Genomic DNA, 24018 nt, shown 5'->3' with positions numbered 1-24018 from the left:
GAACATGTTCTAAATTTAACATTGAACATCCTTTTATAATTGTTGCGAAAATATTCTGAAAACTGATTTTCATTAATCAAATCATTTTCGGCACGCTGCTTGATTAACGAGCAGAAAAAAGGAATGAATCGTGGATCGGATAATCGAAAAGAAAACTTGGACGAAAAAAAGGATAGTGATTCTATTAGCAATATTGTTCTTTGTTTTGTTTTCACTTTTCACTTTTATTCTGAGTGATAGCATTAACAAACTAAATGTTGAGAAGAGTAGAATTACAATTTCAGAAGTAAAACTTGCTCCTTTTCAAGAATACATTCCGGTAACTGGGACAATAGAGCCAATACAATCCTTTTTTCTCGATTTATCGGATGGCGGTAAAGTATTGAATAAATTTGTTGAAGAGGGCGCAATGCTAAATTCTGGAGACCCGATTATAAAACTTGATAATCCACAATTATCACTGTCGGTTTTAAGCACCCAATCTAATTTTTTGCAAGCGCAAAGTTTATCACGCCAAACCAAACTTACATTTGAACAAAATTTATTAAATCGCCAAAACCAACTATTAAATTTGAACCTCGAGTTACTCAAGCAATCTAGAATCTATAAAAACAATAAAACACTTTTTGAAAAAGGATTGATTTCTAAAATTGAATTTGAAACAAGTAAAGACAGTTACGAAACCATTATTGAGAGCAAACATTTGTTGCTTGAAGCACTCAAAAGAGATTCGCTTACCCTAATGCAACTTGTCTTACAAGGCGAATCGGATGTTGATATGTCTAAAAGATATTTATCGCTAGTTGAAGAGCAACTGGCAAACTTAACTGTTCGCGCCCCGATTAAAGGACAATTAACTTCGTTGAATTGCGAAATTGGTCAATCGGTTGGTGCAGGTTTTAGGTTGGGGCAAATAGATAATATCGATTCATTTAAAGTTAGGGTTGAAATTGATGAACACTATATCGCAAGAATTCGGGAAGGTCAGATTGGCGAATACGAATTCGACAAAAAAAACTATACATTAAAAATAAAAACGGTTTATCCTCAAGTTAATAATGGAAGATTTTATGTTGATATGGTTTTTGCTGGAAATCAACCGGCTGGAATACGAAGAGGGCAAACAGTACATATTAAATTACAACTTGGCGGATTATCCGATGCGACTTTAATAGAAAGCGGTGGATACTATTCAACAACCGGCGGGCAGTGGATATTTGTAGTTGATAAATCTGGTGGATTTGCTGAAAGGAGAAAAATAAAAATTGGAAGGCAAAATCCTCTTTATTATGAAGTTATTGAGGGATTAAATTCAGGTGAACAAGTAATCACCTCCTCATACGAAAATTACATCGAATACCAAAAGCTAGTATTAAAATAACCGGAATCAGAAAATGTTTTCTAATATAAATATTATCAATAAACTAAATAATCTTTCGTTTGGATTATTAGGATTCTTTGAATTTGATGAAAGCGTGTTTCAAATTCAAATGAGTAAAAATGCAATGCTTCTTGCTGCAATTAGTTTGCTGCTGGCCATGGCAACTATAGTTATTCGAAAAATTGTAGTTTATAAAACATTGAATGCTCAAGGAGCAAAATCAAAAAATGGAAAGCACTTAAAATCTGGAGATAGAAAATGTTTATGAATTTCGTGAAAATAATTTATAGGAATATGTTGAGGAATAAAACTTTCTCATTGATCAATCTTATTGGGTTAAGTATTGGTATTACATGCTTTTTGTTACTCTCACTTTTTGTGATTGATGAACTTGGTTTTGATCAATTCCACAAAAACGCTGATAGAATATATCGTGCATATATAAGCTCCGACATTAATGGAAATGCATCCAACAATTCTAAAACACCTGCTCCTTTTGGGAGTACTCTAAAAAATGAATTTCCTGAAGTTGAAAACTTTACAAGAATTGGATATTTCGGCCAGCATGAATTAAGGTATAATGATAAAATTTTTAGAGAAGGAGATATCTATACTGCAGATTCAACATATTTTGAAATTTTCACCCTGCCATTTGTTTATGGTAATCCTAAAACAGCTCTCATTCAGCCAAACTCTATTGTTATTACAGAAAGAGCTTCAGAAAAATATTTCGGTGATGAAAATCCAGTTGGTAAACAATTTATTGTCGATGATACAGCCACCTACAATATCACAGGTGTAATGAAAAACTTTCCAAAAAAATCACACTTTTCTTGTAACTTTTTATTGTCGATGTCAACATATCCTCAAACTCAAAATCAAAATTGGTTGAATGCCGAGTACACAACTTATATCCTCTTCAAACAGAAAATTGATTCTAAAGAATTTGAAAAAAAAATGGAAAGGCTGGTAATTGAAAAAGTAGGACCGCAGGCTATATCCATTTTGGGAATTAATCTTAAAGAGTTTTTCGAAATGGGAAACAGATACGGACATTTTTTACAGCCACTTACTTCAATTTACTTATACTCTCAATCACATTATGGCTTGGAACTGAATACTGAATGGGGAAATGTGAAACAGAGCAGTATTTACTACATCTATATTTTTATTGCAATAGGGTCATTCATACTATTGATTGCTGTTTTTAATTTTATGAATCTTACTACAGCAAAATCGGAAGGAAGAGCAAAGGAAGTCGGGATACGCAAAACACTCGGCTCAGACAGATCTAAACTCATCTGGCAATTTCTACTAGAATCAACAGTAATGTGTTTTTTTTCGGTACTAATTGCTATAGTAATAGCTCAACTCACATTACCGGTTTTCAATAGTTTCCTTGAAAGAAATATCACACTAGACTTACTTAATAATATATATACAATTCCACTTTTGCTACTTTTTGTAATAATTGTTGGATTCATATCTGGGAGTTATCCGGCTTTTTATCTTTCATCATTCCAACCTTCTCATATATTAAAACCTGGTGGAAAGAGCAAAACTACTTTAAGAAGTATACTGGTTATAATTCAATTCGCCATTGCCATAATATTGATTATCGGAATGGTGATTATTAAAAATCAACTCGATTATATATTAAATAAAGATCTCGGTTTTAATAGGGAAAGAATGGTGGTCATAAATAATGCTACGGCGCTGGGCAATCGAGTTGAGGCATTTAAGCATGAACTGTTAAAAATTCCGAATGTAGTTTTGTCAACTAATTCATCTGTAATGTTTCAATCTGGAATCCCGGGAGGCAGTTTTCAAATTGAAGGAGCTCCAACCGAAGAGTTTAAGAGTTGCCAGTTCATCGATGCTGATTACGATTTCGCAATAACTTATGGAATTAAACTTGTGAGCGGGAGATTTTTTGATGAAAGTTTTTCCATGGATACATCAGCTGTTGTAATTAATGAAGCGGCAGCAAAAATTTTTAATGTTGAAAATCCTGTAGGAAAAATACTATACAATGTGCATACAACTCAAAAGGGTAAATATCCTTACAGAATCATTGGGATCGTAAAAGATTTTCATTATGAATCTCTGCATCAAAATATTAGACCCATGGTTTTAAGAATAAGTCATGTACGACAGGCATCCTTCTTTTTTGCAATCCGTATCCAATCTCAAGAGTATGCATCAACAATCAATTTGATAAAAGAAACATGGAGAAAATTCACTGATGGTAGAGATCTCAATTGCTTTGTTTTAAATGAGAAAATTGAAAGAATGTACATAGCAGAAATTAAGATTGGGCAATTAGTAACGGTGTTTTCCGCACTAGCCATATTTATTGCGTGCTTAGGATTATTTGGCCTTGCGACATTTATAACTGAAAGAAGAATTAAAGAAATTGGAATCCGGAAAGTACTTGGAGCATCAGTTTTTGAGATAATCCTCATGCTTATGAAGCAATTTAGTATTTGGATACTGATTGCAAATTTAATAGCATGGCCAATTGCATATTATTTGATGGCAGACTGGCTTCAGGATTTTGCATACAGAATTAATATAAGCGTATTGATATTTATTATGGCTGGAATGTTGGTTCACTTTATTGCTATGCTAACGGTTGCATATCAGGCAGTGAGGGCGGCAATATCAAACCCAATTGAAAGTTTACGCTATGAATGATAAATGCTAAAAATCTAGCAGAATTTGTGACACTATTTTATTAGTGCAAAATTTTCTAAGAAATATGATAATACAATAATATTAATAAGATGGAGCTAAAATGATACGTACAAATGATCTTAAAAAAATTTTTAGAACAGATGAAGTTGAAACAACTGCTCTTGGCGGAGTAAGTATTGAAATTAATGAGGGGGAGTTTGTTTCAATTATGGGTCCCTCCGGTTGTGGAAAATCCACATTGATGAATATTCTGGGATTGCTTGATAATCCTTCTGAAGGAGAGTACTATTTTCTTGGGAACGAAGTATCAAAATATACCGAAAGACAACGCGCAATGATACGGAAAGAAAATATCGGTTTCGTTTTCCAAAGTTTTAATCTCATAGATGAATTAACAATTTATGAAAATGTTGAACTTCCTCTACTTTATTTAAAAACTTCTCCTGCTGAAAGGAAGCAAAAGGTTGAGACTGTTTTGGAAAGAATGAATATAATGCACCGCAGAAATCATTTCCCGCAACAATTATCTGGCGGACAGCAACAAAGAGTTGCGGTTGCGCGAGCTCTGGTGGCTAATCCTAAAATAATTCTAGCTGATGAACCTACAGGTAATCTTGATTCATCGCATGGTGATGAAGTAATGAAAATGTTAACTGATCTTAATGAGAATGGAACAACAGTAGTAATGGTTACTCATTCTCCCAGCTATGCTGAATATGGAAATCGTGTTATTCATTTGTTCGATGGTCAGGTGGTAACAGAGAATTTTAGGGAAGTTTTCCGGGTGTGAGGTAATTGATTTAGTAACCACAATTTTTCTCTAATCGCATATCCCCTTTATAAATCTTATAATTGAATTACATAACAGAAATGAAGGAAAAATGCCAGAATTAGACATTAGCAATTATTGTGAAGCATAAATGATGAGTCAATCTGCATAAACAAAATGCTAGAACTCGTGACAAAGTTTTACAAATTAATTACATCATCAAACAAATAATTTGGTATTTTTATTCCGGCTTAAATATTAAACTGCTTCTTAAAATTGGGTTGGTTAGTTTTAATTAACAATAAATGATTACTGCTTCTGTAATAATCCATGAGGAGATCTTCCCATGCAAAAATATTCTAGAGCTAAAGTATTATTAATTATTGCCTCGTTTTGTTTTCTTCACACAATCATAATAGCACAACCCTCACTTAAAAATGAAATGCGACTTCCCTGGGCAACCGCGACAGGAGATTATTTGAGAGATTGGTTGATAATTGGCGGATTCCCAAATCAAGATGGAAAAGGAATTGATACCGATTTTCTCCGTGAGAATGGAGGAGAAATTAGTATCGAACCGACAGAGGAGATGACGCACACTACCCCTACCGGTTCCAAATTAGTTTGGAAGAAATATAGCTCACCTTACAATTATGTTAATTTCTTTGCCGCGCTGAATGGTTTAGATTTTAATATGAAAGCGGCATACGCGTTTGCAAAAATTAGTCGACCGGTTGATGGAAAAGTAGTTATTTCATTTGGTCACAATGTGAATAATAAAGTCTGGATTAACGGTAAACTAGTTTATGAAAGTAGAAATGATTATACAGCTTCCGAGAATCGTCAAATTGAAGTTGACATGAATAAAGGTGATAACTCAATACTGTTAAAATCAGTTCATGGCGGATGGACCTGGGGTTTTGTTTTCAGAATTATTGAACCGGATAAATTCTCACTCGCTCACAATTTTAAGTTATCCCCCTCAATAATTTCCGACAATAATGATGAGCTAATTATTAAAACCGATCGATCGCTCAATCCCGAAATTCAAAAAATTAATGTGAACGTTAAGGTAGTTACGGCCGGAGGAAAAATTGTAATTGAAAAAACAGCGAGAAGAGGGGAACAAGTATCCTTCAATACTTCAAAATGGAATGATGGAGCTTATGATATTTGTTTTAGAAGTCACGACACCAAAGGAGAAATAATAACTAATTATCTCTATTGGTATAAAGGAGATGCAATTTCTGCCGCAAAAAAAATAATTGCAAGTGTACCGAATAATCCAACTTCATCCGATGAATTAATACATGTAATGCTTTCAGAGATGATATACGACAAGCTGGGTAAGGATTTAGATAAAGTTGATTCATCACTCATTTCAAGAATCTATTCACCGTTACTTGAATATGAAGAGTTAAAACTAAATACAAAAGTTAAAAATGCCAGCGTGCGTCCTAATGGGTTTGTTCGCTTAGCTTATCTTGATGAGATCGATAACACTCCCCAATTCTGTCGGGCTTATCTACCATTAGAATATGATCCAAATAAAAAATGGCCCCTTGTAATAAATCTTCATGGTTACAATGGCGCTAATCCGGTTTACGTGAAATGGTGGTCAATTGATCAAAGACATACCGATTTGGTTGATAGATATCCTGTAATTAATATTGAACCGCATGGAAGAGGAAATACAAGTTATAATGGAATCGGAGAACTGGATGTATTGAAGTGTATTGAAATGGCTAAAGAATTATTTAATGTAGATGAAGATAGAATTTATTTGAAAGGTGAATCGATGGGAGGCGGCGGAACATGGAATGTTGGAACTAGAAATCCTGAATTATTCGCGGCTATCGCACCTGTGTATGGAGGCTGGGATTATCATGTTAGCATGAATGAAAATCAAATAGCAAAATTAACTGAGAGGGAACGTTTTATAAATGAAAGGAATAGTAATTTTGCTCAAGCCGATGCGTTGTTAACAACTCCGGTCTTTGTTTCTCATGGTGATATTGATTTGGCTGTTGATGTTAGACATTCGAGGTATGCAGCTAATATGCTTCAAAGATGGGGTTATGATATTCGCTATCACGAGCTGCCTGGGTTCGGGCACGAAGGAATGCCCTATATTGATCAACTAATGCCCTGGTTTTTGAAGCATGAGAGAATTGCACATCCTAAAGTAGTCCGAGTTCGATCAGGTTATCTTAAATCTGCATCTGCCCATTGGGTAAAAGTCCTTCAACGGGAAAATCCTTATTCATTTATTGAAGTGGAAGCGGAAATTTTAATTAATAATACAATTCGTTTATCAACTAAAAATGTTTTAGATATAGAACTCTCTCCATCTTCTACTTTAATTGATCCTGAGAAACCTGTAAAAGTTATATGGAATATTAATGATATAAGAGATACTAAAATCAACAATGGCAAAATATCGCTTAGGGCAGAAAACTATAATCCATTAAAAATATTTAAAACCCCTAAAATTGAGGGACCTGTGTCAGATTTATCTACCACCCCTTTTGCGGTTATTATTGGTACTATTTCAGAAGATTCTCTAATGGTAAAGATGTGCCGACAGAAAGCGATGGATTTTGTGAGGGGGTGGAAAGAATGGCAGAAATATGAACCAAGAGTTTTTAATGATTATGAATTGAATGATGAGGATATGAAAAAGTACTCTCTAATTCTCTATGGCGATTCCAAAGCTAACTTGGTAACTAAAAAAATGGGTAATAAAATACCTTTAAAGATTTCTGAAAATATAATTAAAATTACCGGTAAATCTTTTCTTGCTGAAAACGCTTCTGTTCAAATGATTTATCCCCACCCTCTAAATTCTGAAAGATACGTAAGTGTAATTGGTGCAACATCGGGCAAGGGAATGTATTTTTATAATGGTGCGAGTAATCAATTTGATTTTGTTATTCAAGATGGAATTGTTGGCAGGGAGAAGGATAAACTTTACATCGCTAAAGGATTGTTCGATTATAATTGGCAGATAAATAGTAATTTATTAGAGCTGGGAGATCCTGAAATACGAAAGGTTTCTCCTGTAATAAAAGTATTGCCCGATTTGAAGACAACTATTGATAACCTGCCCACAATTGACCAACGTGTTTATGAATCCTATTCGGGGAAATATGAAATTCAACCAGGTATAAATATTAAAGTTTTCATAGATAATAATAAACTCATGGCCACTACTCCCGATGGGAATACAATTCAGCTACTGCCTATAAACGAGGTTGAATATTTTATTGATGGGGTAGATATTCTGATTACTTTCTTTAGAAATGAGAAGGGAGTTGTTGAGAATTTAATTGTGCATCAGGGAGTTAATGATATGTCCATTCGGAAAACTGAATAGCGGTTGGCAACAATAAATAATTATTAGGGAGAATGAATATGATTCCAACAGAAGAACATGAAGAAATTAATCCGGTATGCCCACACTGCAAAAAGCAATTACTAAGAGTATTTTTCCGTGAATTGATGACTACATTTGGTAAACGTTACATCTACTTTTGCCCTGATTGTCATTCAGTATTAGGAGTTTCGCATCGAAAAGGTTTTTGGATGGGATGATGTTGGATTGAGAATCCCCCTCGTTTAAAAGAGGGGGAGCTCAAAAAAATTATTTACTAAAAAAATCTCCGGTTACTATATACCACTCTTTTTCATCTAAATTTTCTATCTGTCCCCAATACATATCAAAAGTTTCTTTTGAATCTTCCTGTTTTACATACTCCTTAATTTTAGTAATGTATCGGTCTATTTCATCCTGATAAAACGAAACAGCATTCTTACCAATTTTTAATTGGGGTAATTCGGAATCTAGTTTGTTGGCATCAATTACACATATCCAATTTTTGTCGTACGTTGTATACTTCAAAGCCGAAACATCATCACCTAAATCGGTATTTACTTTTGATACATAACCGCTTATTGGTGAATTGAATTGAATTGATCTCTTACCCTGTTTAATCCTAAATAGCGGTTGACCTTTTTCTACTGTCATACCCAAGTTTGGAAAATCAAGATCATCAATATTACCAACAAGTTTTTGAGCGAAATCATCAATCCCAATTTTAACATCGCCATCCTGAGAAACTGCCGCCCATGTGTGTCCTTCAGAAATAAATACTCCACCGGGAATAATAAACTCTCCAATATTTACATTCTCAGATTCAATCATGTGAGTTACATGAACTCTCGGTTTCAATTGTTTCTGAATTCTATCCTGCCTTTTAACAACAATAGTTTTTACAAACTCAAGCAATTCATCTTCTGTAAATGGTTTTTGAACATAGTCCATTGCGCCAAGTTTCATACAGTCAACTGCAGTCTCAACGGTTGCGTAGCCGGTTATAATTACTACATCAATATCGGGGCGAAGATGTTTTACAGATTTAGCTACTTCAACACCACCCATTTCAGGCATTTTTAAATCGGTGAAACAGAAATCATAGTGATGTGTTTTTATTAACCCAAGAGCTTCAGCGCCAGTATTTACAGTATCAACAGAATAACCGTCGAGTACCAGAATTTTACGAAAGCTATCGAGGATCACATCTTCATCATCAACACACAATATTTTAGCTTTCGGATTTGGAACTTCAACTCTTTTTAGAGAAACTGCATCTCTTGAGGGAGCAATTGTTACACTTTCATTAAGGATTTCTTCTCTTTCTTTTCGAACTTTATTTTCGGTTATTCTTTTTATCGTATATCGAATAATGATATCAGCGATAATAAAAATAACTACTGCTAAAATTAAAAGAGGCATATCTATTCTCCTTGTGTTTTATTTTCTGTCGGAACTGCATGGTATCAACTGGTTTAGTTCGTAATCCAGTTCATTAGGTATAATCGAGTAAATCCATCCTTCGAAGTAGGGGTCTTTCTCGATAAGTAATTTATTTTGAATTAATTTTTCATTTATGGTTACTATTCTACCACTGATTGGGGATAAAATTGGATGCACAACATCTTCATTCGAATAAAAATTGGCCATCGAAATTGCCTGGACTAATAATTCTCCACTCGTCAAAAATTCAATTTTATGAATTGGATCAACTGTTTCCAAATACACGCTGGTTGCACCAACTTTGACTGTCCCATCTCCCTCGTTTTTAATCCAGCTGGTACAGCCCAATCTATAAAATGGGGCAGGGCATGTTACTAATGGGGCTCCATTTTTTGTAAAATTTTCTTTTTTAAGTCGTGAATAAATCATACCACGTTTTACCGCGCTAATAACTTCATCAATTGTAAATGGTTTAGGAATAAAATTAATAGCGCCATAGTAAATAGATTTAATGGCGTTTTCTAAAGTTGAATATCCTGTAGTCATAATTACAGGTGTTGAGATTTTGTATGCATTAAGACTCAATAGAAATTCGAAACCATCCATTGCGGGAAGCATAATATCGCAAATAATAAGATCATAATTATTTTGTGATGCAAGCTTTATTCCGGTTTCAGCATCATGAGCCGAATCGCTGGTTAGTTTTTCTAATTCCAGCACTTTTTTAATGGAATCTATTACTACATCCTCATCATCAATAATTAATATATTCTTATAATCGCTCATATTAAGCCTGCGGTAGCCGAATTGAAAAAGTTGTTCCTTTATCAATTTCACTTTCTACATTTATAGTTCCGTTATGGTTATCTATAATACCCCAAATAACAGACAAACCCAAACCTGTCCCTTTCTGTCCTTTAGTTGAGAAAAATGGATCAAAAATTTTGCTTAGGTTTTCAGCCGGTATTCCTGAGCCATTATCACTAACTTTTATTTCAATAAATTTTTTCTGTCCGCCAAATTCAACGTGTTCCCAAACTTGCCAGTTATCTTTAAATGAAGCACATCCTTCAATAAATCCTTTTTCTGGGACATGTATTTTGTAAATCGGACCGCCGCATTCGGGGCAGTTTTTGCTTTTATCAATTAGACTTGTATCGCATGTTGGACAGGAGAGCTGAATATTATTTTTATCTTTTGTAATACCAAAGTAGTGTCGTCCGCTTCCATACAGTGGATCGAGATGGGCAAATCCCTCATTACCATTAGAGCGAATTTTTAGTTTTATTGAAGACATACCACCAATTTTATAATTTGAATCCATCAAGCTATGAGTCTTTCCACAAACAGCTTTTTTAATATGAGTAATTCCTTTTGGCGATAGACTTAGTAATGATGTTTTAATTGTAATTTTACCATTACTTTTAATAGCGTCGATAGCATTTACAAGAAGATTGATAAATACTTGTTCTAATTGATTAGCATCAGCTGTGAGTTTAGGTAGTTCAGAATCCAGTTCCTTAGCTAGCTGTATGTGATTTATTTTCAGTTGGTTATTAGCTACTAATATTGATCTTTCAATAACTTCATTTAAATCAATCGGCATTTTTTTAGGAGTAGATTGACGGGCAAAGTCGAGTAAGCCCTTCACAATTTCCCTACTTCGCATAGTTTCACGAACAATAACTTTCAGGTCTTCCTGCATTTCAGGATTGTCTTTTGTTCTCTTTAATAGAAAACTGCTGTATGTTAAAACGCCTGTTAAAGGATTATTAATTTCATGAGCTACTCCAGCGGCTAATTGACCAAGTGAAGCCAACTTATCCGATTGAAATAACTGCTCTCTCATTTCACTCAGATTTTTGGTCATGTTATTAAAAGAAGTGGAAAGCCTGCCTAGCTCATCGGATCCCAAGTTTTTTATTCTATAATTCAAATTTCCTGCCGATACCTGATCGGTTGCCTTAACTAATTCTTTAACTGGATAATCAACCCATCTTTTTACAAAGAAGCCAATTATAAAACCAATACCTGTAATTGCGATAAGGGCAAATATCACTTCTCTTTTTTCATTTTCTCTAATTTGCTTGTCAACTTCATCTAAAGGAATTGTTAAATCGAGTACACCCAAAACAGTAGCGCTTTCTGGATGGGCATGACACTCCGCTTCATAACATGATTTTTCATTATAGATTGGATTAATTATACCAAGAATACGTGAAGAATCGGTGTGCATCTTAAAAATCCGAGTCCTCTCTTTTATTGTTAGTCTTTCTAATGGTTCATTTGCCGCATGACACGCGTAACAACTCTCGGCATCTTTATCAACCATTTTGCCAATATCTTCCGCATGAGGTGAGTGAATAATCTCACCAACTTTGTTAAGAATGCGGATATCTTTTATTGCGTAATTTGTACCTACCGATTTAATTGTTTCTCTTAAATGTTCTCTTTGGTTGTACATCATCTGCTGGTGAATACTTGATTTAAGTATCTCACTCAATTCATTTCCGTGTCGTTCAATTTCGGCTTGTAAAACATCACTTTGAGCTTTTACATTTATATATGAGTAAACTCCAATTATTACAATTGCTGTTAAACTCACGACTAATATTAATTTCAAGCCAATTTTTCTAAACATTTTATTTCTTTCTTAAAATTCTTCCCGGTAAATTTTTAGGGTACGAAAAATCTTCATGACAATTACTACAAACCGGTTTTTGAAAATTCTTCTCTTGATGGCAATCAGAACATTCAAGTTCGGCATGAATATCATCCAATTCCAATCCCGTCTTTTTATGGTCGAAGTTTGCGCTTGTCCAAATCCCATGGCAAGATTCGCAACTACTGTTGAGTCCGGTGAATTTTCCTTTTGTTGTGTGACATCTTAAACAAGTTAATTTATTATGATATGATGAAAGATCAAAGCCTGTTCTCGCTTTATGATTAAAATCGGTTGAAGTTTTATTATTATGGCATAAATTACAATTTGTTTTTGTATTTGTATCATGACATTTTGAACATGATAAATGTTTTGCATTCAAACTTCTTGCTTCGGAAGATTGCTTTGGTTTCTGATCATGACATTTCACACAGCTCTCATTGGAGTGACATTGCTGGCAGTCGAGCCCAAATAATCCGGTATGAGCATCGTGTGAAAAATTAACGGTTTTCGGATTGGCTTTCGGAGTTTTGAAAGTTATCACTTTGGGTTGAATAATTTGAGGATGAGTGCGCTTCGATGCGCTCTCTGCTTTCGTTACTGTAGTTGCTTTTGCCGATTTATCTGAGTTTAATCCATGGCAACTTACGCATTCAACCTTTCCACTCCATGAACGATGGCAATCCATACACTGACGGTGAAATGCACCTTTTAAATCTGGTTTGCTAACATCATTTCTTTTTCTGTTTACTTCATGGCAATCACTGCATCCAATTACTTTTCCAGGAGGATTATAATGATGACACATCTGGCATCCGCCCGACATTTCGGCCATTTCCGAATGCAAACGGTGTGTAAATCTTACCGGCTTATATAAATCATTTTTTGGTTTCAATTTATCAATAACAAGTATGTTTGGACCCTCTTCCGGTTTCTGATCAATTGTACTCATTACTTCACGAGGGCATGCTTTCAAGCATGGGTTTTCTTTTGTAGGTATTTCACATGCATGGCAAGTACTGCAATTCAATTTTTGTGAAGCATGATTTTGAAGCCCTTTTTGTTGAGCTGATAAAATTCCACAAATAAATAAAATTATAACAAATGATTTTAATCTCATTTTATGGCTCCTTTTATTGAATATTTGGCTTTCGGAGCTACAACTTCTGGTACGCTCACAATTGGGAAAATCATTACCATCCATCGGAAGAATAATATTTCTAGTGCTATAAATCCAAGTGTAACTGAAATCTCTCCAATTGATGGGAAATATGAATTAAACTGATATGGAGGTGTGTATGCTATTAAAAAGTTATTCATTCTATTAAGTAGAACTCCAATAACAATAAGGAAAGATGCTATAAAAAGACCGGTTTCCGATTTTGTTACTTTTGGAGATAACAACATTCGTAGAGGGATAATTGCCCCAAATAATAATTCAATTGTAAACATTACGCTTTCCGGAGTAATTTCGGTTAGATAAACGAATGTTTGGCGAATTACAATGTCACCAATTTTAAATGCAAGATAAATTCCGAGCAAAGGAGCAACCATATTTGCGAGATCTCTCAGAATGTGTGTCTCAGGTTTTAACCCAAACGATTTTGATGTAACAAGTGATTCCATAATTACCATTGGTAAACCAACTGCAACTGCCGACAATAAGAATAACAAAGGTAAAATTGGAGTTTGCCATAATGGGTGCATTTTAGGTCCGGCAATAACCATTAATGTACCTAATGATGATTGGTGTAAACAAGATAGTACCACACCGGCAATAATAAAAATGAACATTGTTTTTTCAAGTCCTTTATCTAACAATCTAAGCATCTTATCAACAAAACTATTGTATGATTTCAAGAACCCGGGAAGATTAACTCTTCCAATAAATCGTTCCGTTACAATCGGTAAAAATTCAATATAGAGTACGGTTAAATAAATCATTACACAGATGCCAACTTCAAAGAGAACCGAATTGCCATTCCACATTAATAATGGATGCCAAATAAAATAGGGTCTTCCTAAATCTATCATTACACTAACGGCAACAAATGTATAGCCTAGTGCGGCGGTTAATAACGCAGGGCGAATAATTGCGTGATATTGATCTTTGTGCATAATATGACCAAGCGCGGCAGTAGTAAATCCACCAGCCGCAAGGGCAACACCGGCGGCGACATCAATACCAATCCAAATTCCCCAAGGATTCTCATTAGTTAAATTGGTAACAGCGCCTATTCCAAAAACAAATCGTGCTAGTAAGAAAATTAATCCATTAAGCGCCAACGCACTAAGAAAAATAACAGTTGGTGTAAAGTATTTTCTTTTGAGGGGAGTTGCTCTCATGTGTTCCATTTTACAACTCCTTCTCTTCATCTGAGATTTTTTTGTTTTTATTAATCCACATCACCCCACCTAATAAAGCATAAAGTGCAATTGGAGGAACGAAATATGCAAAAATTCCATGTTGAATAGCTTCACTAACTCCGGGGGCTGGATCTTTTCCTAATTTTGGGAATCCTATTTTATTGAAATCTTTTGAAGCCAAATACAACCATGATGTGCCTCCCACTTCTTCTTCACCAAATACATGATTTAAATATCGATCGGGATAATTTTTAATTTTTTGATGTGCGGCATCAATTAAATCTTTTCTTCTGCCATAAGTGATAACCTCCATCGGGCAAATTTCAGAGCAGGCAGGTATTAAACCTTGCTGGGTTCTATCAAAACAGAAGTCACATTTTTTTATATCGGGTTTCAATACTTCAGAAAATTCGAAAGCAGGAATTTGGAATGGGCAGGCAACCATGCAATAACGACATCCAATACATTTATCGGTGTCCCATATTACTGCACCATTTTCCTCTTTTGTAAATGCCCCAACAATACAAGCCGAAACACACGCTGGTCTATCACAATGCATACATTGAAATTTTACGTTAATTGGGAATTGATTTGCAGCATCATTTTTATATTCATTTACTATCGTTAATGCCGTATCATCGGGTCTTCTCATCTTATTAAAGACCATTCGATCAGCATAGGTATCGATAGAAGGGGTTGGCATATCGTGAGCAGTTTTACAAGCCCATTCACATTTGCGGCACCCAATACAAGTTGTTGTATCAACTAAAGCGCCCATTCGATTATCGGCTAAAATATTTTTTGGAGCCGCTTTCACCGGTTTATCACCAGCGGCTAAAACTGTTGCAGAGCTAACTCCGGCAAACTTTAAAAAATTTCGTCGGGATATTTCTTTCATAAATCTCTCCTTAAATGGGAGTTAAATTAGATAACGGTACTTGATATCTTAGATATTAACGTCTTCTTAAAATTAATTTAAATGGGCATTCTTGTCAAATTATAAATGAAATTTTAAACTGCTTATAATTTTTAATAAAAAAGTTTATCTTTGCGCACCAAATCACGATTAGTAAATAATATGGCACAGCGCAAAAAGGATATCGCGGTTTTACGCGAAAAAATCAATAAAATTGATAGTGGATTGATAAAATTACTCGCCGAAAGGAGACTCTTGAGCAAGGATATTGGTATTGCCAAGGAGACTTCTCAAAGTCCCATCCGTGACCCAAAAAGGGAAGCCGATTTACTCGAAAGATTAATTAAGGCTGGGAAGAAAGCCGGTTTGGACACCCATTTTCTCACAAAAGTTTTTTATGAAATTATTGATGACTCGGTTAGAATTCAACAAAGCTTCGTTCAAGCAAGACTGAATCAAAAATCGGATAAGAGAAGAACTATCAAAATCGCTTTCCAGGGAATTGAAGGTTCATACAGCTATCTTGCCGCCAAAAAGTTCTTTTCACTCAATAATTATGATTTACATAGTATATATAAAAAGAGATTCGATGAAGTTGTTGAAGCCGCTGAAAAAGGGGAAGCTGATTATGCGATATTACCAATTGAAAATACGACTTCAGGGGGAATTAATGAAGTTTACGATTTACTGGTTCATACAACTCTCTCAATTGTTGGGGAAGAAAAGTTTCAGGTAAAACATTGTTTAGTTGCCCTTGATGATATACCTTATAGAAAAATTAAAAAAATATATGCTCATTATCAGGCTGCAGCTCAGTGTAGTAAATTTTTAGAAAATATACCGGGTGCAGCAATTGAATATTTTGCCGATACAGCAATGTCTGTCGTTAAAGTAAAAGAGGATGGGAATCCCGCCTATGCGGCAATAGCAAGTGAGGAAGCCGCTAAACTTTATAAGCTAAAGATTTTAGAAAGAAACATAGCCAATCAATCAGAAAATTTTACCCGCTTTTTGATTGCAGCCAGAAAGCCAATTGAAGTTGATGACAGAGTGAGATGCAAAACCTCAATTGTAATGGCAACATCACATACACCCGGTTCATTGGTAGAAGCTCTTTCCGTTTTTCGAAAGTATAATGTAAACCTTACTAAACTTGAATCGAGACCAATAATTGGTAATCCTTGGGAAGAAATGTTTTACCTGGATTTTGAGGGAAATATAAATAGTGAATTAGTTCAATCTGTTTTTGATGAACTTGGACAGCACACCCGGTTCATGAAAGTGTTGGGTACTTATCCAGCGCAATCGCTTGAAAAAACAAAATTTGATTTTCCAAAAATTATTGCAGAAGAAGATGTTAAAAATAAAAAGGGGGGAGAAAATAAAGTTGTTGCTATAAGTAAAAAATCTAAAAGCTATAAACTTGCTAGCAGAGATTATAAATCAGAAGATACAATTATCAAAGTTAGAGGTGTGGAAATTGGTGGTAATGGCTTTGTAGTCATGGCGGGTCCATGTTCGGTAGAAAATAAAGATATGATAATGAATTGCGCTCAAGAAGCAAAAGAGCATGGCGCTCAAATTTTAAGAGGCGGATGTTTTAAACCAAGAACTTCTCCGTATAGCTATCAAGGCGGCGGATTAGAAGCTCTCAATAATTTAGTTGAAGCGGGTAAATATTACGATATGCCAGTAATTACAGAGGTTATGGATACCGAACATGTTATTGAAGTCGCAAAGACTTCAGATATACTTCAGATTGGTGCTCGTAACATGCAAAATTTTGCTCTATTAAAAGAAGTTGGAAAGGTGCATAGACCGGTTCTATTAAAACGTGGATTAATGTCGTCAATAGATGAATGGCTTAATTCCGCTGAATATATTTTAGCACAAGGCAATAGACAGGTAATTCTTTGCGAGCGAGGAATAAGGACTTTTGAGACAGCAACAAGAAATACTCTTGATTTGAGCGCGGTCTTAGTTTTAAAAGAATTAAGTCATCTACCAATTATTGTTGATCCTTCACATGCTGTGGGTCAGCGAGATAAAGTTGTACCATTGGCTAAAGCCGCAAAAGTGGTTGGGGCTCATGGCGTTATGATTGAATTTCATCCGGATCCACCAAAAGCGTTGAGCGACGGTGAGCAATCTTTATACTTCGATCAATTTGAAGAGATGATGAAAGAACTTTATCAGCTACAAAAATAAATTAAAAGTAATATTGAGTTTGTAATTTCATCAATACAAAACTAGCGTTGGTTCCGGAAAAGGTAACTCCGTAATTAACCCCGGCTCCCAGAGTAAAACCAGAATCGTCACCGGCTCTGGTATCAATACCACCGATTACAGAGAATGTAATTCCTATATCCCATATGTTTGTGTCGCTAAATGTTCTATCATTTAGATAAATGAATCCGGCACTTTCCTCAATAAAAATTGATTTAGTTAAGTATTGTTGTATTACTCCTTCTATCGCAACTACTTTAATAAAAGGATAATATCTGTAAGTTCTATTTTCAGGGAAAAAATATTCTGCTTTTCTAGTGATCATGAATGATGGTCTTATAAATATTACATCGGAAAACCAGGGTAACACATCGAGCGAAACCGTCCCGCCCATACCAAATATTGAAGTTGAATTGCCCTTAAAGTTACCGGCAGTAATTCCTGCACCAATATTGCTAACCGTAAATTGGGCGTTAACTTTATAGCTTAACAATAACAACATAATTACTACTTGTATCGGGAATATTTTCATTTTATTTTGCCAATTATTTAAGCATTAAAATAAAATAAGTCGGGGTAAAAATGAAAAATTATCTTTATCACTACAAAGCAAAAGTTACTGAAGTTTATGATGGCGACACTTGTACTGTTGAAATTGATCTTGGACTCCATACATTCATTAAAGGGGAAAAGGTAAGGCTAAACCGCATCAACGCTCCCGAAGTTAAAGGTAATGAAAAAGAGAAGGGAATATTATCAAGAGATTTTTTAAGGGAAAAGATATTAGGAAAAGATGTTATCCTTGCCACGCTCAAAGATAAAAATGAAAAATATGGAAGATATCTTGGTGAAATATTTCTAAATGATGAGCATGGTGAAATGATGAACATTAATGATCTTTTGGTAGAAAAAGGATTTGCGGTTTATCAGCAGTATTAAAAATTGATAATTGACAATTTATAATTGTGAAGTTGTGGAAATCTTTTTAGAAAGTTTCATTTGAAATGAAGTGCCATCCATATGGTCGGATGAACCGGGTCTGTTTTTTCAACTCTATGTTTCTTGTGAGATGGAATTATTAAATAATCTCCTTTAACCAATTGAATTGCCGGTTCATTCTCAAATGATATTTCGGCACTGCCCGAAATCAGCATTACAAATTCATTTTTATCCTGATCATACCAAAAGTCGGGAGGAGATTTGTGCCCCTTCGAAATAATTCTCTCCAATTTGAATTGATCCCCAGAAAAGATTTCTTCAAAATATTCATCTCTTAAATTGTCGGGTATATCAAGAAATATGTTTCTTTTTGTAATCATTTTTTATTGGGGGAAATCTGCAATTACAATTCTTAACTCATCAACGGCAGATACTTCAGCCAATACCGATTGAATTTCTAATGGATTATAAGGATCGGAAATATGAACAATATTACTATCAAATCCGGCAAGCATATGGCGTAGTAATTTTTTGTTAACCGGTTGGCCCCCGGTTGATGCCGCAGCACGATTATAGAATACTAAAATTTTTATTGGAACCTCACGATTCATTGCTTCAATTAAACCAATACTCCCGACAGATAGAAAACCAAAATCCCCGGTGAATGCCCATACATTTTTATAACCTGATAAATAAGCACCTATTGCGAGAGGAATGCTTCCCCCCATGTATGTAACCATATCAACTAAATTGTATGGAGGAAACGCCAATGCACTAGCGGCGGTCGTATCGCCGGTAACAATATCACCCCTAAAATTTTTATACACCTCAGCAATCGGTAGATATTTTGTCACCGCATTTTTTGCTCTCTCCGGCAGTTGATCCGGTACGTGAGACAATTCAGTTTTAGTGATTATTGAGGTGTTTCCCCCCAATTTTTTTGCCACAAAAACTTTGTATTGATAATCGGCGAGCATCGGATGAACAACATGTTTATAGATATCTCGGGTGTATAAAACTTTATTTGTCGGCACTGTTTTTCTTTCAAAGTTTACTTCATTCTTCACATCTAATGAATTAATAATTAACGCCACCGGCAATTTCTTCATCTCGGATTCCAAAAAAGAATCAATTACATCTTCATATAAATTTTCAGTCTTAGCAATTTTAAAGGGCATTGAAATACCGGCTAATATTGGGGATGCCTCCATAATATTATCTGAATGCCGGCCACTTTTATCTTCAAAGAGAAGAGTCACGAAACCGGAATTGATTTCAGTATAGAGTGAGTCTGTAACACTATTTGCCGCCTTCGTCAATCCATGAACTTTCATTAACACTGTCGATCTTTTCCCTAGCATACTTGCCGCATGAGCAATTGTAAAAGCCGGTTCCTCATGGTAGGAATGGGGCAATCTTTTTTGTGATAAAGTATTGTAAGCTTGAAAAGTCTCACTCCCTCCATATCCAGGAACGTGGGTTACTATCTCAACCCCCAGGTCGAGTAGAGCATATGCAATTGCTTCTGCTGCGGTTGCTTTCATATTTTTTCTTTCGTTAAAATTGATGAAAAATCTTTGCCCGATGGTCGCTGGTATATTCCAAGATCAAATTGAGATACTACAGCTAGTATTTGATCAAAAATATCGGATTGAATATTCTCATATACTGCCCATTCTGTGGTGTCAACAAAAATATATAATTCAATTGGAAGACCTTCAGGTCCCGGCTCAAGTTGACGCACAATAAAAGTAAAATCTTTTCTCAAATCATTTCTTTGTTTTAAGTATTCCATCAGATATGCGCGGAATGTACCAATATTTGTTAATCTTCTTTGGTTTATAACAAGTTCTGCTGATTGTTCAATATTTTTATTGTAATCAGCCAATTCAGCTTTTTTAATTTTTATGTATTCTGAAATGAGTTTTATCTTTTCAAACTTATCGATCATCTCATCATCACAAAACTTAATTGTCGCCTGATCAATAAAAACTGATCTTTTAATTCGCCGAGCACCGGCAATTTTCATCCCCCGCCAATTCTTAAAGGAATCTTCTATTAATTTATATGTTGGGATTGATGTTATGGTTTTGTCAAAATTTTGAATTTTAACAACACTCAATGAAACATCGATGACATCGCCATCTGCATTATATTTTGGAACTTCAATCCAATCGCCAACTTTTATTAAATCGTACGAGGTAATTTGTATGCTAGCAACAAATGAAAGAATCGGGTCTTTAAAAAGTAAAGCAATTACCGCAGTAAAAACTCCCAAGCCGGTAATTATCTGCATTGGTGAACTCCCAATAGCTAACCCAAAAGTATAAACAAAGCCAACAGAATAAACAATTATGATAACTATTTGAATATATGCTTTTATAGGACGTTCTTTAAATTTTTCTAACTGCTGAAGATATTCGGAAACTGTACCGAGTATAGCTCCAATTGTAAATGTTATTACAAGGGATAATGAAATCGAAAAGAGTGTATCGAGAAAAGGTTTAAGCAAGGGGAGCAGATATGTGAAACTCTTGAGTACTATAATTGGAGCTAACAAAGAAAATCGGTGGAGTACTTTTTTTTGAAATAGAATATCATCGAATGCGGTTGTGGTTTTTTTTGCTACTTTTTTTAGTAATGGAATTAAAACTCTACGAAATAATAAATAAGCTAAAAATGCTAGTAAGATAATTGCAACATACTTTAGTTCATTATTAAAAAACTTGTTATCGTTAATAATATTTTTTAATTGCTCAATCATCCTAAGCCTTCTTGTTTCTAATATATTTCAGTGAAATGAAATTGAAAATAATGTTTTTTAAATAATTATTTATTGAAACAAATTAAGTAACTTTAGCCCCTAAATTTTTCAAATGTGATGAATAAAGATAAATCAAGTGCTTATCTCTCTCTTTTTTCTATTTATATTGTTTGGGGAACTACTTATCTGGCAATAAGAATTGGTGTTGAAGATTTGCCCCCTGTATTATTTGCAGGGCTCCGCTGGTTTATTGCTGGTCCAATTATGTTTTTATTTTTAGCTTTTAGAAAGTATAAACTTCCTACTCCAAATGATATTATTCATCTCTCAATTTCTGGAATATTAATGCTCGGTGTAGGCAATGGTTTTGTAGTATTTGCCGAACAATACATATCAAGCGGACTCGCCGCATTATTGATTACTACCACTCCATTTTGGATGGTTGGCATTGAATCACTTCTTCCCGGAAAAAGCAAACCCAATTTAATCGTAATGTTGGGAATTGTTGTTGGCTTAATTGGTGTGATTTTAATTTTTGGAAGCGATTTTAAGGAACTATTCAAACCAGAAAATATTTTGGGAGTAGTTTCAATCCTTTTAGCTGTTATTGGTTGGGCGGGCGGTACAATTTATTCTAAATACAAGAAAGTTTCGATTGCCCCATTAATGGGGGCTGCTGTTCAAATGTCTATTGCTGGAATAGTAATGACTTTGTTTGGAATTTCAATAGGTGAAATAAAAGCAATACAATTTTCGAGTGAAGGACTAATTGCATTTTTCTATTTAGTTGCTGTTGGTTCGTGGATTGGTTATGGCTCTTATATTTATGCGTTAAACCATTTACCGGTATCTCTAGTATCAACTTATGCTTATGTAAATCCTGTGATAGCTCTCTTTTTAGGCTGGCTAATTTTAGATGAACAAATAACCACATCAGTTATTGTTGCGGCTATAGTAATATTTGCCGGAGTTCTTTTAGTTAAGAAGGGAAGCGAGAATTACACTCCCCAAAAAAATTAAAAAGTAAAATGTTTTATCTTTTCTCCTTTACTTTCTAAATCGGTCATTGCCTCAATACCAATATTTAAGTGCATATCTACAAATCTCCTTGTAACTGCCTTATCCGATTCTTCTGTTTTGATTCCATCAGGAAACATCGGTAAATCAGAAACAAGTAGGAGAGCTCCTCTCGCAATTTGATTTGCATAACCAACAATAAAAATAGTAGCTGTTTCCATATCTATTCCTATTGCCCCAATCCTGCGTAAATAATTTTTAAAATTTTTGTCCCACTCCCAAACTCTTCTATTTGTAGTATAAATTACCCCGGTTCTATATTCCAACTTCTTGTGAATAATTTTATTTGAAATAAATTTATGAAGTTTGAATGAAGGCAGTGCCGGAACCTCTGCCGGGAGATAATCATTACTGGTTCCTTCACCTCTGATAGCGGCAATCGGAAGTATGAAATGGCCTAATTCTGTTGATCTTTTTAATCCGCCGCATTTACCAAGAAACAATACTGCTTTAGGTTTCCTTGCAACTAATAAATCCATTACTGTAGCAGCGTTTGCGGAGCCCATTCCATAATTTATTATTGAAAGACCTTTACTATTTGTTGCCGTTTTCATTGGTCTTCCTTCGCCATTCACGTCACAATTAAAAATGTCGGCAAATTTTTCAACATAATTTTGAAAGTTGGTAATTAACATATAATCACCGAAATCATCAATTTCGGTCCCAGTATATCGGGGAAGCCAATTTTTAGCAATTTCAAGTTTTGTTTTCATTTTATTTGAACTCTATCCTTTCATATTTGTCTGTTAATTTAGTTCTTTTACCGAAAAGAGAATCAACCCATTTTGTTAAAAGTGCAAATATATATCCAATTACCCCGCCGATAATAGCTCCTCCTACCACGTCGGAAGGATAATGAACGCCTACGTATGGTCTCGAAAACGCCATCAATATTGCAATCGTGAGAAAGTACCATTTTTGTTTTGGGAATAGATATGTAAAAAAAACGGCTACCGCAAAATTATTGACCGCGTGGGAAGAGGGAAATGAAAATGAACCGGTGCAGTTTGTTAAAACATTTACTCCGGATAGCACATTGCAGGGTCTTACCCTCTCAAATAAATTTTTTAGAAAGAAACTGCTGAATTGATCTGCCGCTGTAATAACAATAATTACTACTATTGCGGATATTCGCACTAATCTATTACCTTTTATTATTGCAAGTAACCAGGCAATAAGATAAACAAGGTACCAATGTTTAACCTCTGTGAGAAAGGGAAATAACTTGTCGAAGAACTTATTCGATAATGTATTATTTATAAAATAAAAAATTGAAATATCAATACTTTCTAAAAACTCAATCATATTTCCTTCATCCAAATTTCATTTAATTGATTATTTACACAAATTTCTTTATCTAAGCTCTGAAATTTTTCGAAAAATAGCGATATTTTAGAATATTAT

General features: G+C 34.6%; 20 protein-coding genes. 8 read left to right on the top strand and 12 right to left on the bottom strand.

Going from position 1 to position 24018, the window contains the following annotated elements:
- Nucleotides 1-130: 130 nt before the first annotated feature.
- From KF816_12500 to KF816_12480, 5 genes are all read left to right on the top strand, one after another.
- Nucleotides 131-1381, top strand: coding sequence for an HlyD family efflux transporter periplasmic adaptor subunit (locus tag KF816_12500; protein MBX3008834.1), 1251 nt, complete (start codon nt 131-133; stop codon nt 1379-1381).
- A gap of 13 nt (nt 1382-1394) precedes the next feature.
- Nucleotides 1395-1649, top strand: coding sequence for a hypothetical protein (locus KF816_12495; protein MBX3008833.1), 255 nt, complete (start codon nt 1395-1397; stop codon nt 1647-1649).
- Nucleotides 1640-4078: an ABC transporter permease gene (locus KF816_12490; GenBank protein MBX3008832.1), complete on the top strand. Its 2439-nt coding sequence runs from the start codon at nt 1640-1642 to the stop codon at nt 4076-4078. The genes KF816_12495 and KF816_12490 overlap by 10 nt, the downstream gene beginning before the upstream one ends.
- Nucleotides 4079-4178: 100 nt before the next feature.
- Nucleotides 4179-4868 (top strand): ABC transporter ATP-binding protein, encoded by a 690-nt coding sequence (locus tag KF816_12485; GenBank protein ID MBX3008831.1) that lies wholly within the window; start codon nt 4179-4181, stop codon nt 4866-4868.
- Nucleotides 4869-5193: 325 nt separating this feature from the next.
- Complete coding sequence (locus tag KF816_12480; protein ID MBX3008830.1) at nt 5194-8223, top strand: prolyl oligopeptidase family serine peptidase; 3030 nt, start codon at nt 5194-5196, stop codon at nt 8221-8223.
- Nucleotides 8224-8490: 267 nt separating this feature from the next.
- On the opposite strand, the gene KF816_12475 is transcribed toward KF816_12480, so the two are convergent.
- The 6 genes from KF816_12475 to KF816_12450 are packed head-to-tail and all read right to left on the bottom strand — an operon-like array spanning nt 8491 to nt 15590.
- Nucleotides 8491-9642 (bottom strand): response regulator, encoded by a 1152-nt coding sequence (locus KF816_12475; protein MBX3008829.1) that lies wholly within the window; start codon nt 9640-9642, stop codon nt 8491-8493.
- Nucleotides 9643-9660: 18 nt separating this feature from the next.
- Nucleotides 9661-10449 (bottom strand): response regulator, encoded by a 789-nt coding sequence (locus tag KF816_12470; GenBank protein ID MBX3008828.1) that lies wholly within the window; start codon nt 10447-10449, stop codon nt 9661-9663.
- Nucleotide 10450: 1 nt separating this feature from the next.
- Nucleotides 10451-12304, bottom strand: a complete 1854-nt coding sequence (locus KF816_12465; GenBank protein ID MBX3008827.1) for a HAMP domain-containing protein — start codon at nt 12302-12304, stop codon at nt 10451-10453.
- Nucleotide 12305: 1 nt separating this feature from the next.
- Nucleotides 12306-13445 (bottom strand): cytochrome c3 family protein, encoded by a 1140-nt coding sequence (locus tag KF816_12460; protein ID MBX3008826.1) that lies wholly within the window; start codon nt 13443-13445, stop codon nt 12306-12308.
- Nucleotides 13442-14680: a Ni/Fe-hydrogenase cytochrome b subunit gene (gene hybB, locus KF816_12455; GenBank protein ID MBX3008825.1), complete on the bottom strand. Its 1239-nt coding sequence runs from the start codon at nt 14678-14680 to the stop codon at nt 13442-13444. Before hybB ends, KF816_12460 begins: the two co-directional genes overlap by 4 nt.
- A gap of 1 nt (nt 14681) precedes the next feature.
- Complete coding sequence (locus KF816_12450; GenBank protein MBX3008824.1) at nt 14682-15590, bottom strand: 4Fe-4S dicluster domain-containing protein; 909 nt, start codon at nt 15588-15590, stop codon at nt 14682-14684.
- A 180-nt stretch (nt 15591-15770) separates the two neighbouring features.
- Here KF816_12450 and KF816_12445 point away from each other — a divergent pair, with 180 nt between their 5' ends.
- On the top strand, nt 15771-17816 hold the full coding sequence (locus KF816_12445) for a bifunctional 3-deoxy-7-phosphoheptulonate synthase/chorismate mutase (protein MBX3008823.1): 2046 nt from the start codon (nt 15771-15773) through the stop codon (nt 17814-17816).
- A gap of 1 nt (nt 17817) precedes the next feature.
- On the opposite strand, the gene KF816_12440 is transcribed toward KF816_12445, so the two are convergent.
- Entirely contained in the window at nt 17818-18366 is a 549-nt protein-coding gene (locus KF816_12440) for a hypothetical protein (protein ID MBX3008822.1), read from the bottom strand.
- 50 nt (nt 18367-18416) lie between these two features.
- Between KF816_12440 and KF816_12435 the strand changes: the two genes are divergently transcribed.
- The gene (locus KF816_12435; GenBank protein MBX3008821.1) at nt 18417-18773 is read left to right on the top strand and encodes a thermonuclease family protein; all 357 of its coding nucleotides are present in this window, start codon (nt 18417-18419) and stop codon (nt 18771-18773) included.
- A gap of 56 nt (nt 18774-18829) precedes the next feature.
- On the opposite strand, the gene KF816_12430 is transcribed toward KF816_12435, so the two are convergent.
- The 3 genes from KF816_12430 to KF816_12420 are packed head-to-tail and all read right to left on the bottom strand — an operon-like array spanning nt 18830 to nt 21537.
- Nucleotides 18830-19153, bottom strand: a complete 324-nt coding sequence (locus tag KF816_12430; GenBank protein MBX3008820.1) for a cupin domain-containing protein — start codon at nt 19151-19153, stop codon at nt 18830-18832.
- A 3-nt stretch (nt 19154-19156) separates the two neighbouring features.
- The gene (locus tag KF816_12425; protein MBX3008819.1) at nt 19157-20317 is read right to left on the bottom strand and encodes a hypothetical protein; all 1161 of its coding nucleotides are present in this window, start codon (nt 20315-20317) and stop codon (nt 19157-19159) included.
- A complete protein-coding gene (locus tag KF816_12420; protein MBX3008818.1) occupies nt 20314-21537 on the bottom strand; it encodes a mechanosensitive ion channel in 1224 nt (407 codons plus the stop codon). The genes KF816_12425 and KF816_12420 overlap by 4 nt, the downstream gene beginning before the upstream one ends.
- Nucleotides 21538-21654: 117 nt before the next feature.
- On the opposite strand from KF816_12420, the gene KF816_12415 reads away from it, so the two are divergent.
- Nucleotides 21655-22557, top strand: coding sequence for an EamA family transporter (locus tag KF816_12415; protein ID MBX3008817.1), 903 nt, complete (start codon nt 21655-21657; stop codon nt 22555-22557).
- Here KF816_12415 and KF816_12410 read toward each other — a convergent pair.
- Nucleotides 22554-23327, bottom strand: coding sequence for an AMP nucleosidase (locus tag KF816_12410; GenBank protein ID MBX3008816.1), 774 nt, complete (start codon nt 23325-23327; stop codon nt 22554-22556). The two genes, KF816_12415 and KF816_12410, sit on opposite strands and share 4 nt — an antisense overlap.
- 1 nt (nt 23328) lies before the next feature.
- Complete coding sequence (locus tag KF816_12405) at nt 23329-23916, bottom strand: phosphatase PAP2 family protein (protein ID MBX3008815.1); 588 nt, start codon at nt 23914-23916, stop codon at nt 23329-23331.
- Nucleotides 23917-24018 lie beyond the last annotated feature (102 nt).

The sequence above is a fragment of the Melioribacteraceae bacterium genome (assembly GCA_019638015.1).
Taxonomy (GTDB): domain Bacteria; phylum Bacteroidota; class Ignavibacteria; order Ignavibacteriales; family Melioribacteraceae; genus JAHBUP01.
The sequence above is the reverse complement of the archived record's forward strand: the minus strand, read 5'-3'. Positions and strand labels throughout refer to the sequence as shown.

Bases quoted from the DNA above. Each gene is read 5' to 3' on its own strand.
- KF816_12495 (MBX3008833.1), top strand. From the start codon at position 1,395: ATGTTTTCTAATATAAATATTATCAATAAACTAAATAATCTTTCGTTT.
- KF816_12490 (MBX3008832.1), top strand. From the start codon at position 1,640: ATGTTTATGAATTTCGTGAAAATAATTTATAGGAATATGTTGAGGAAT.
- KF816_12485 (MBX3008831.1), top strand. From the start codon at position 4,179: ATGATACGTACAAATGATCTTAAAAAAATTTTTAGAACAGATGAAGTT.
- KF816_12480 (MBX3008830.1), top strand. From the start codon at position 5,194: ATGCAAAAATATTCTAGAGCTAAAGTATTATTAATTATTGCCTCGTTT.
- KF816_12475 (MBX3008829.1), bottom strand. From the start codon at position 9,642: ATGCCTCTTTTAATTTTAGCAGTAGTTATTTTTATTATCGCTGATATC.
- KF816_12470 (MBX3008828.1), bottom strand. From the start codon at position 10,449: ATGAGCGATTATAAGAATATATTAATTATTGATGATGAGGATGTAGTA.
- KF816_12465 (MBX3008827.1), bottom strand. From the start codon at position 12,304: ATGTTTAGAAAAATTGGCTTGAAATTAATATTAGTCGTGAGTTTAACA.
- KF816_12460 (MBX3008826.1), bottom strand. From the start codon at position 13,445: ATGAGATTAAAATCATTTGTTATAATTTTATTTATTTGTGGAATTTTA.
- hybB (MBX3008825.1), bottom strand. From the start codon at position 14,680: ATGGAACACATGAGAGCAACTCCCCTCAAAAGAAAATACTTTACACCA.
- KF816_12450 (MBX3008824.1), bottom strand. From the start codon at position 15,590: ATGAAAGAAATATCCCGACGAAATTTTTTAAAGTTTGCCGGAGTTAGC.
- KF816_12445 (MBX3008823.1), top strand. From the start codon at position 15,771: ATGGCACAGCGCAAAAAGGATATCGCGGTTTTACGCGAAAAAATCAAT.
- KF816_12440 (MBX3008822.1), bottom strand. From the start codon at position 18,366: ATGAAAATATTCCCGATACAAGTAGTAATTATGTTGTTATTGTTAAGC.
- KF816_12435 (MBX3008821.1), top strand. From the start codon at position 18,417: ATGAAAAATTATCTTTATCACTACAAAGCAAAAGTTACTGAAGTTTAT.
- KF816_12430 (MBX3008820.1), bottom strand. From the start codon at position 19,153: ATGATTACAAAAAGAAACATATTTCTTGATATACCCGACAATTTAAGA.
- KF816_12425 (MBX3008819.1), bottom strand. From the start codon at position 20,317: ATGAAAGCAACCGCAGCAGAAGCAATTGCATATGCTCTACTCGACCTG.
- KF816_12420 (MBX3008818.1), bottom strand. From the start codon at position 21,537: ATGATTGAGCAATTAAAAAATATTATTAACGATAACAAGTTTTTTAAT.
- KF816_12415 (MBX3008817.1), top strand. From the start codon at position 21,655: ATGAATAAAGATAAATCAAGTGCTTATCTCTCTCTTTTTTCTATTTAT.
- KF816_12410 (MBX3008816.1), bottom strand. From the start codon at position 23,327: ATGAAAACAAAACTTGAAATTGCTAAAAATTGGCTTCCCCGATATACT.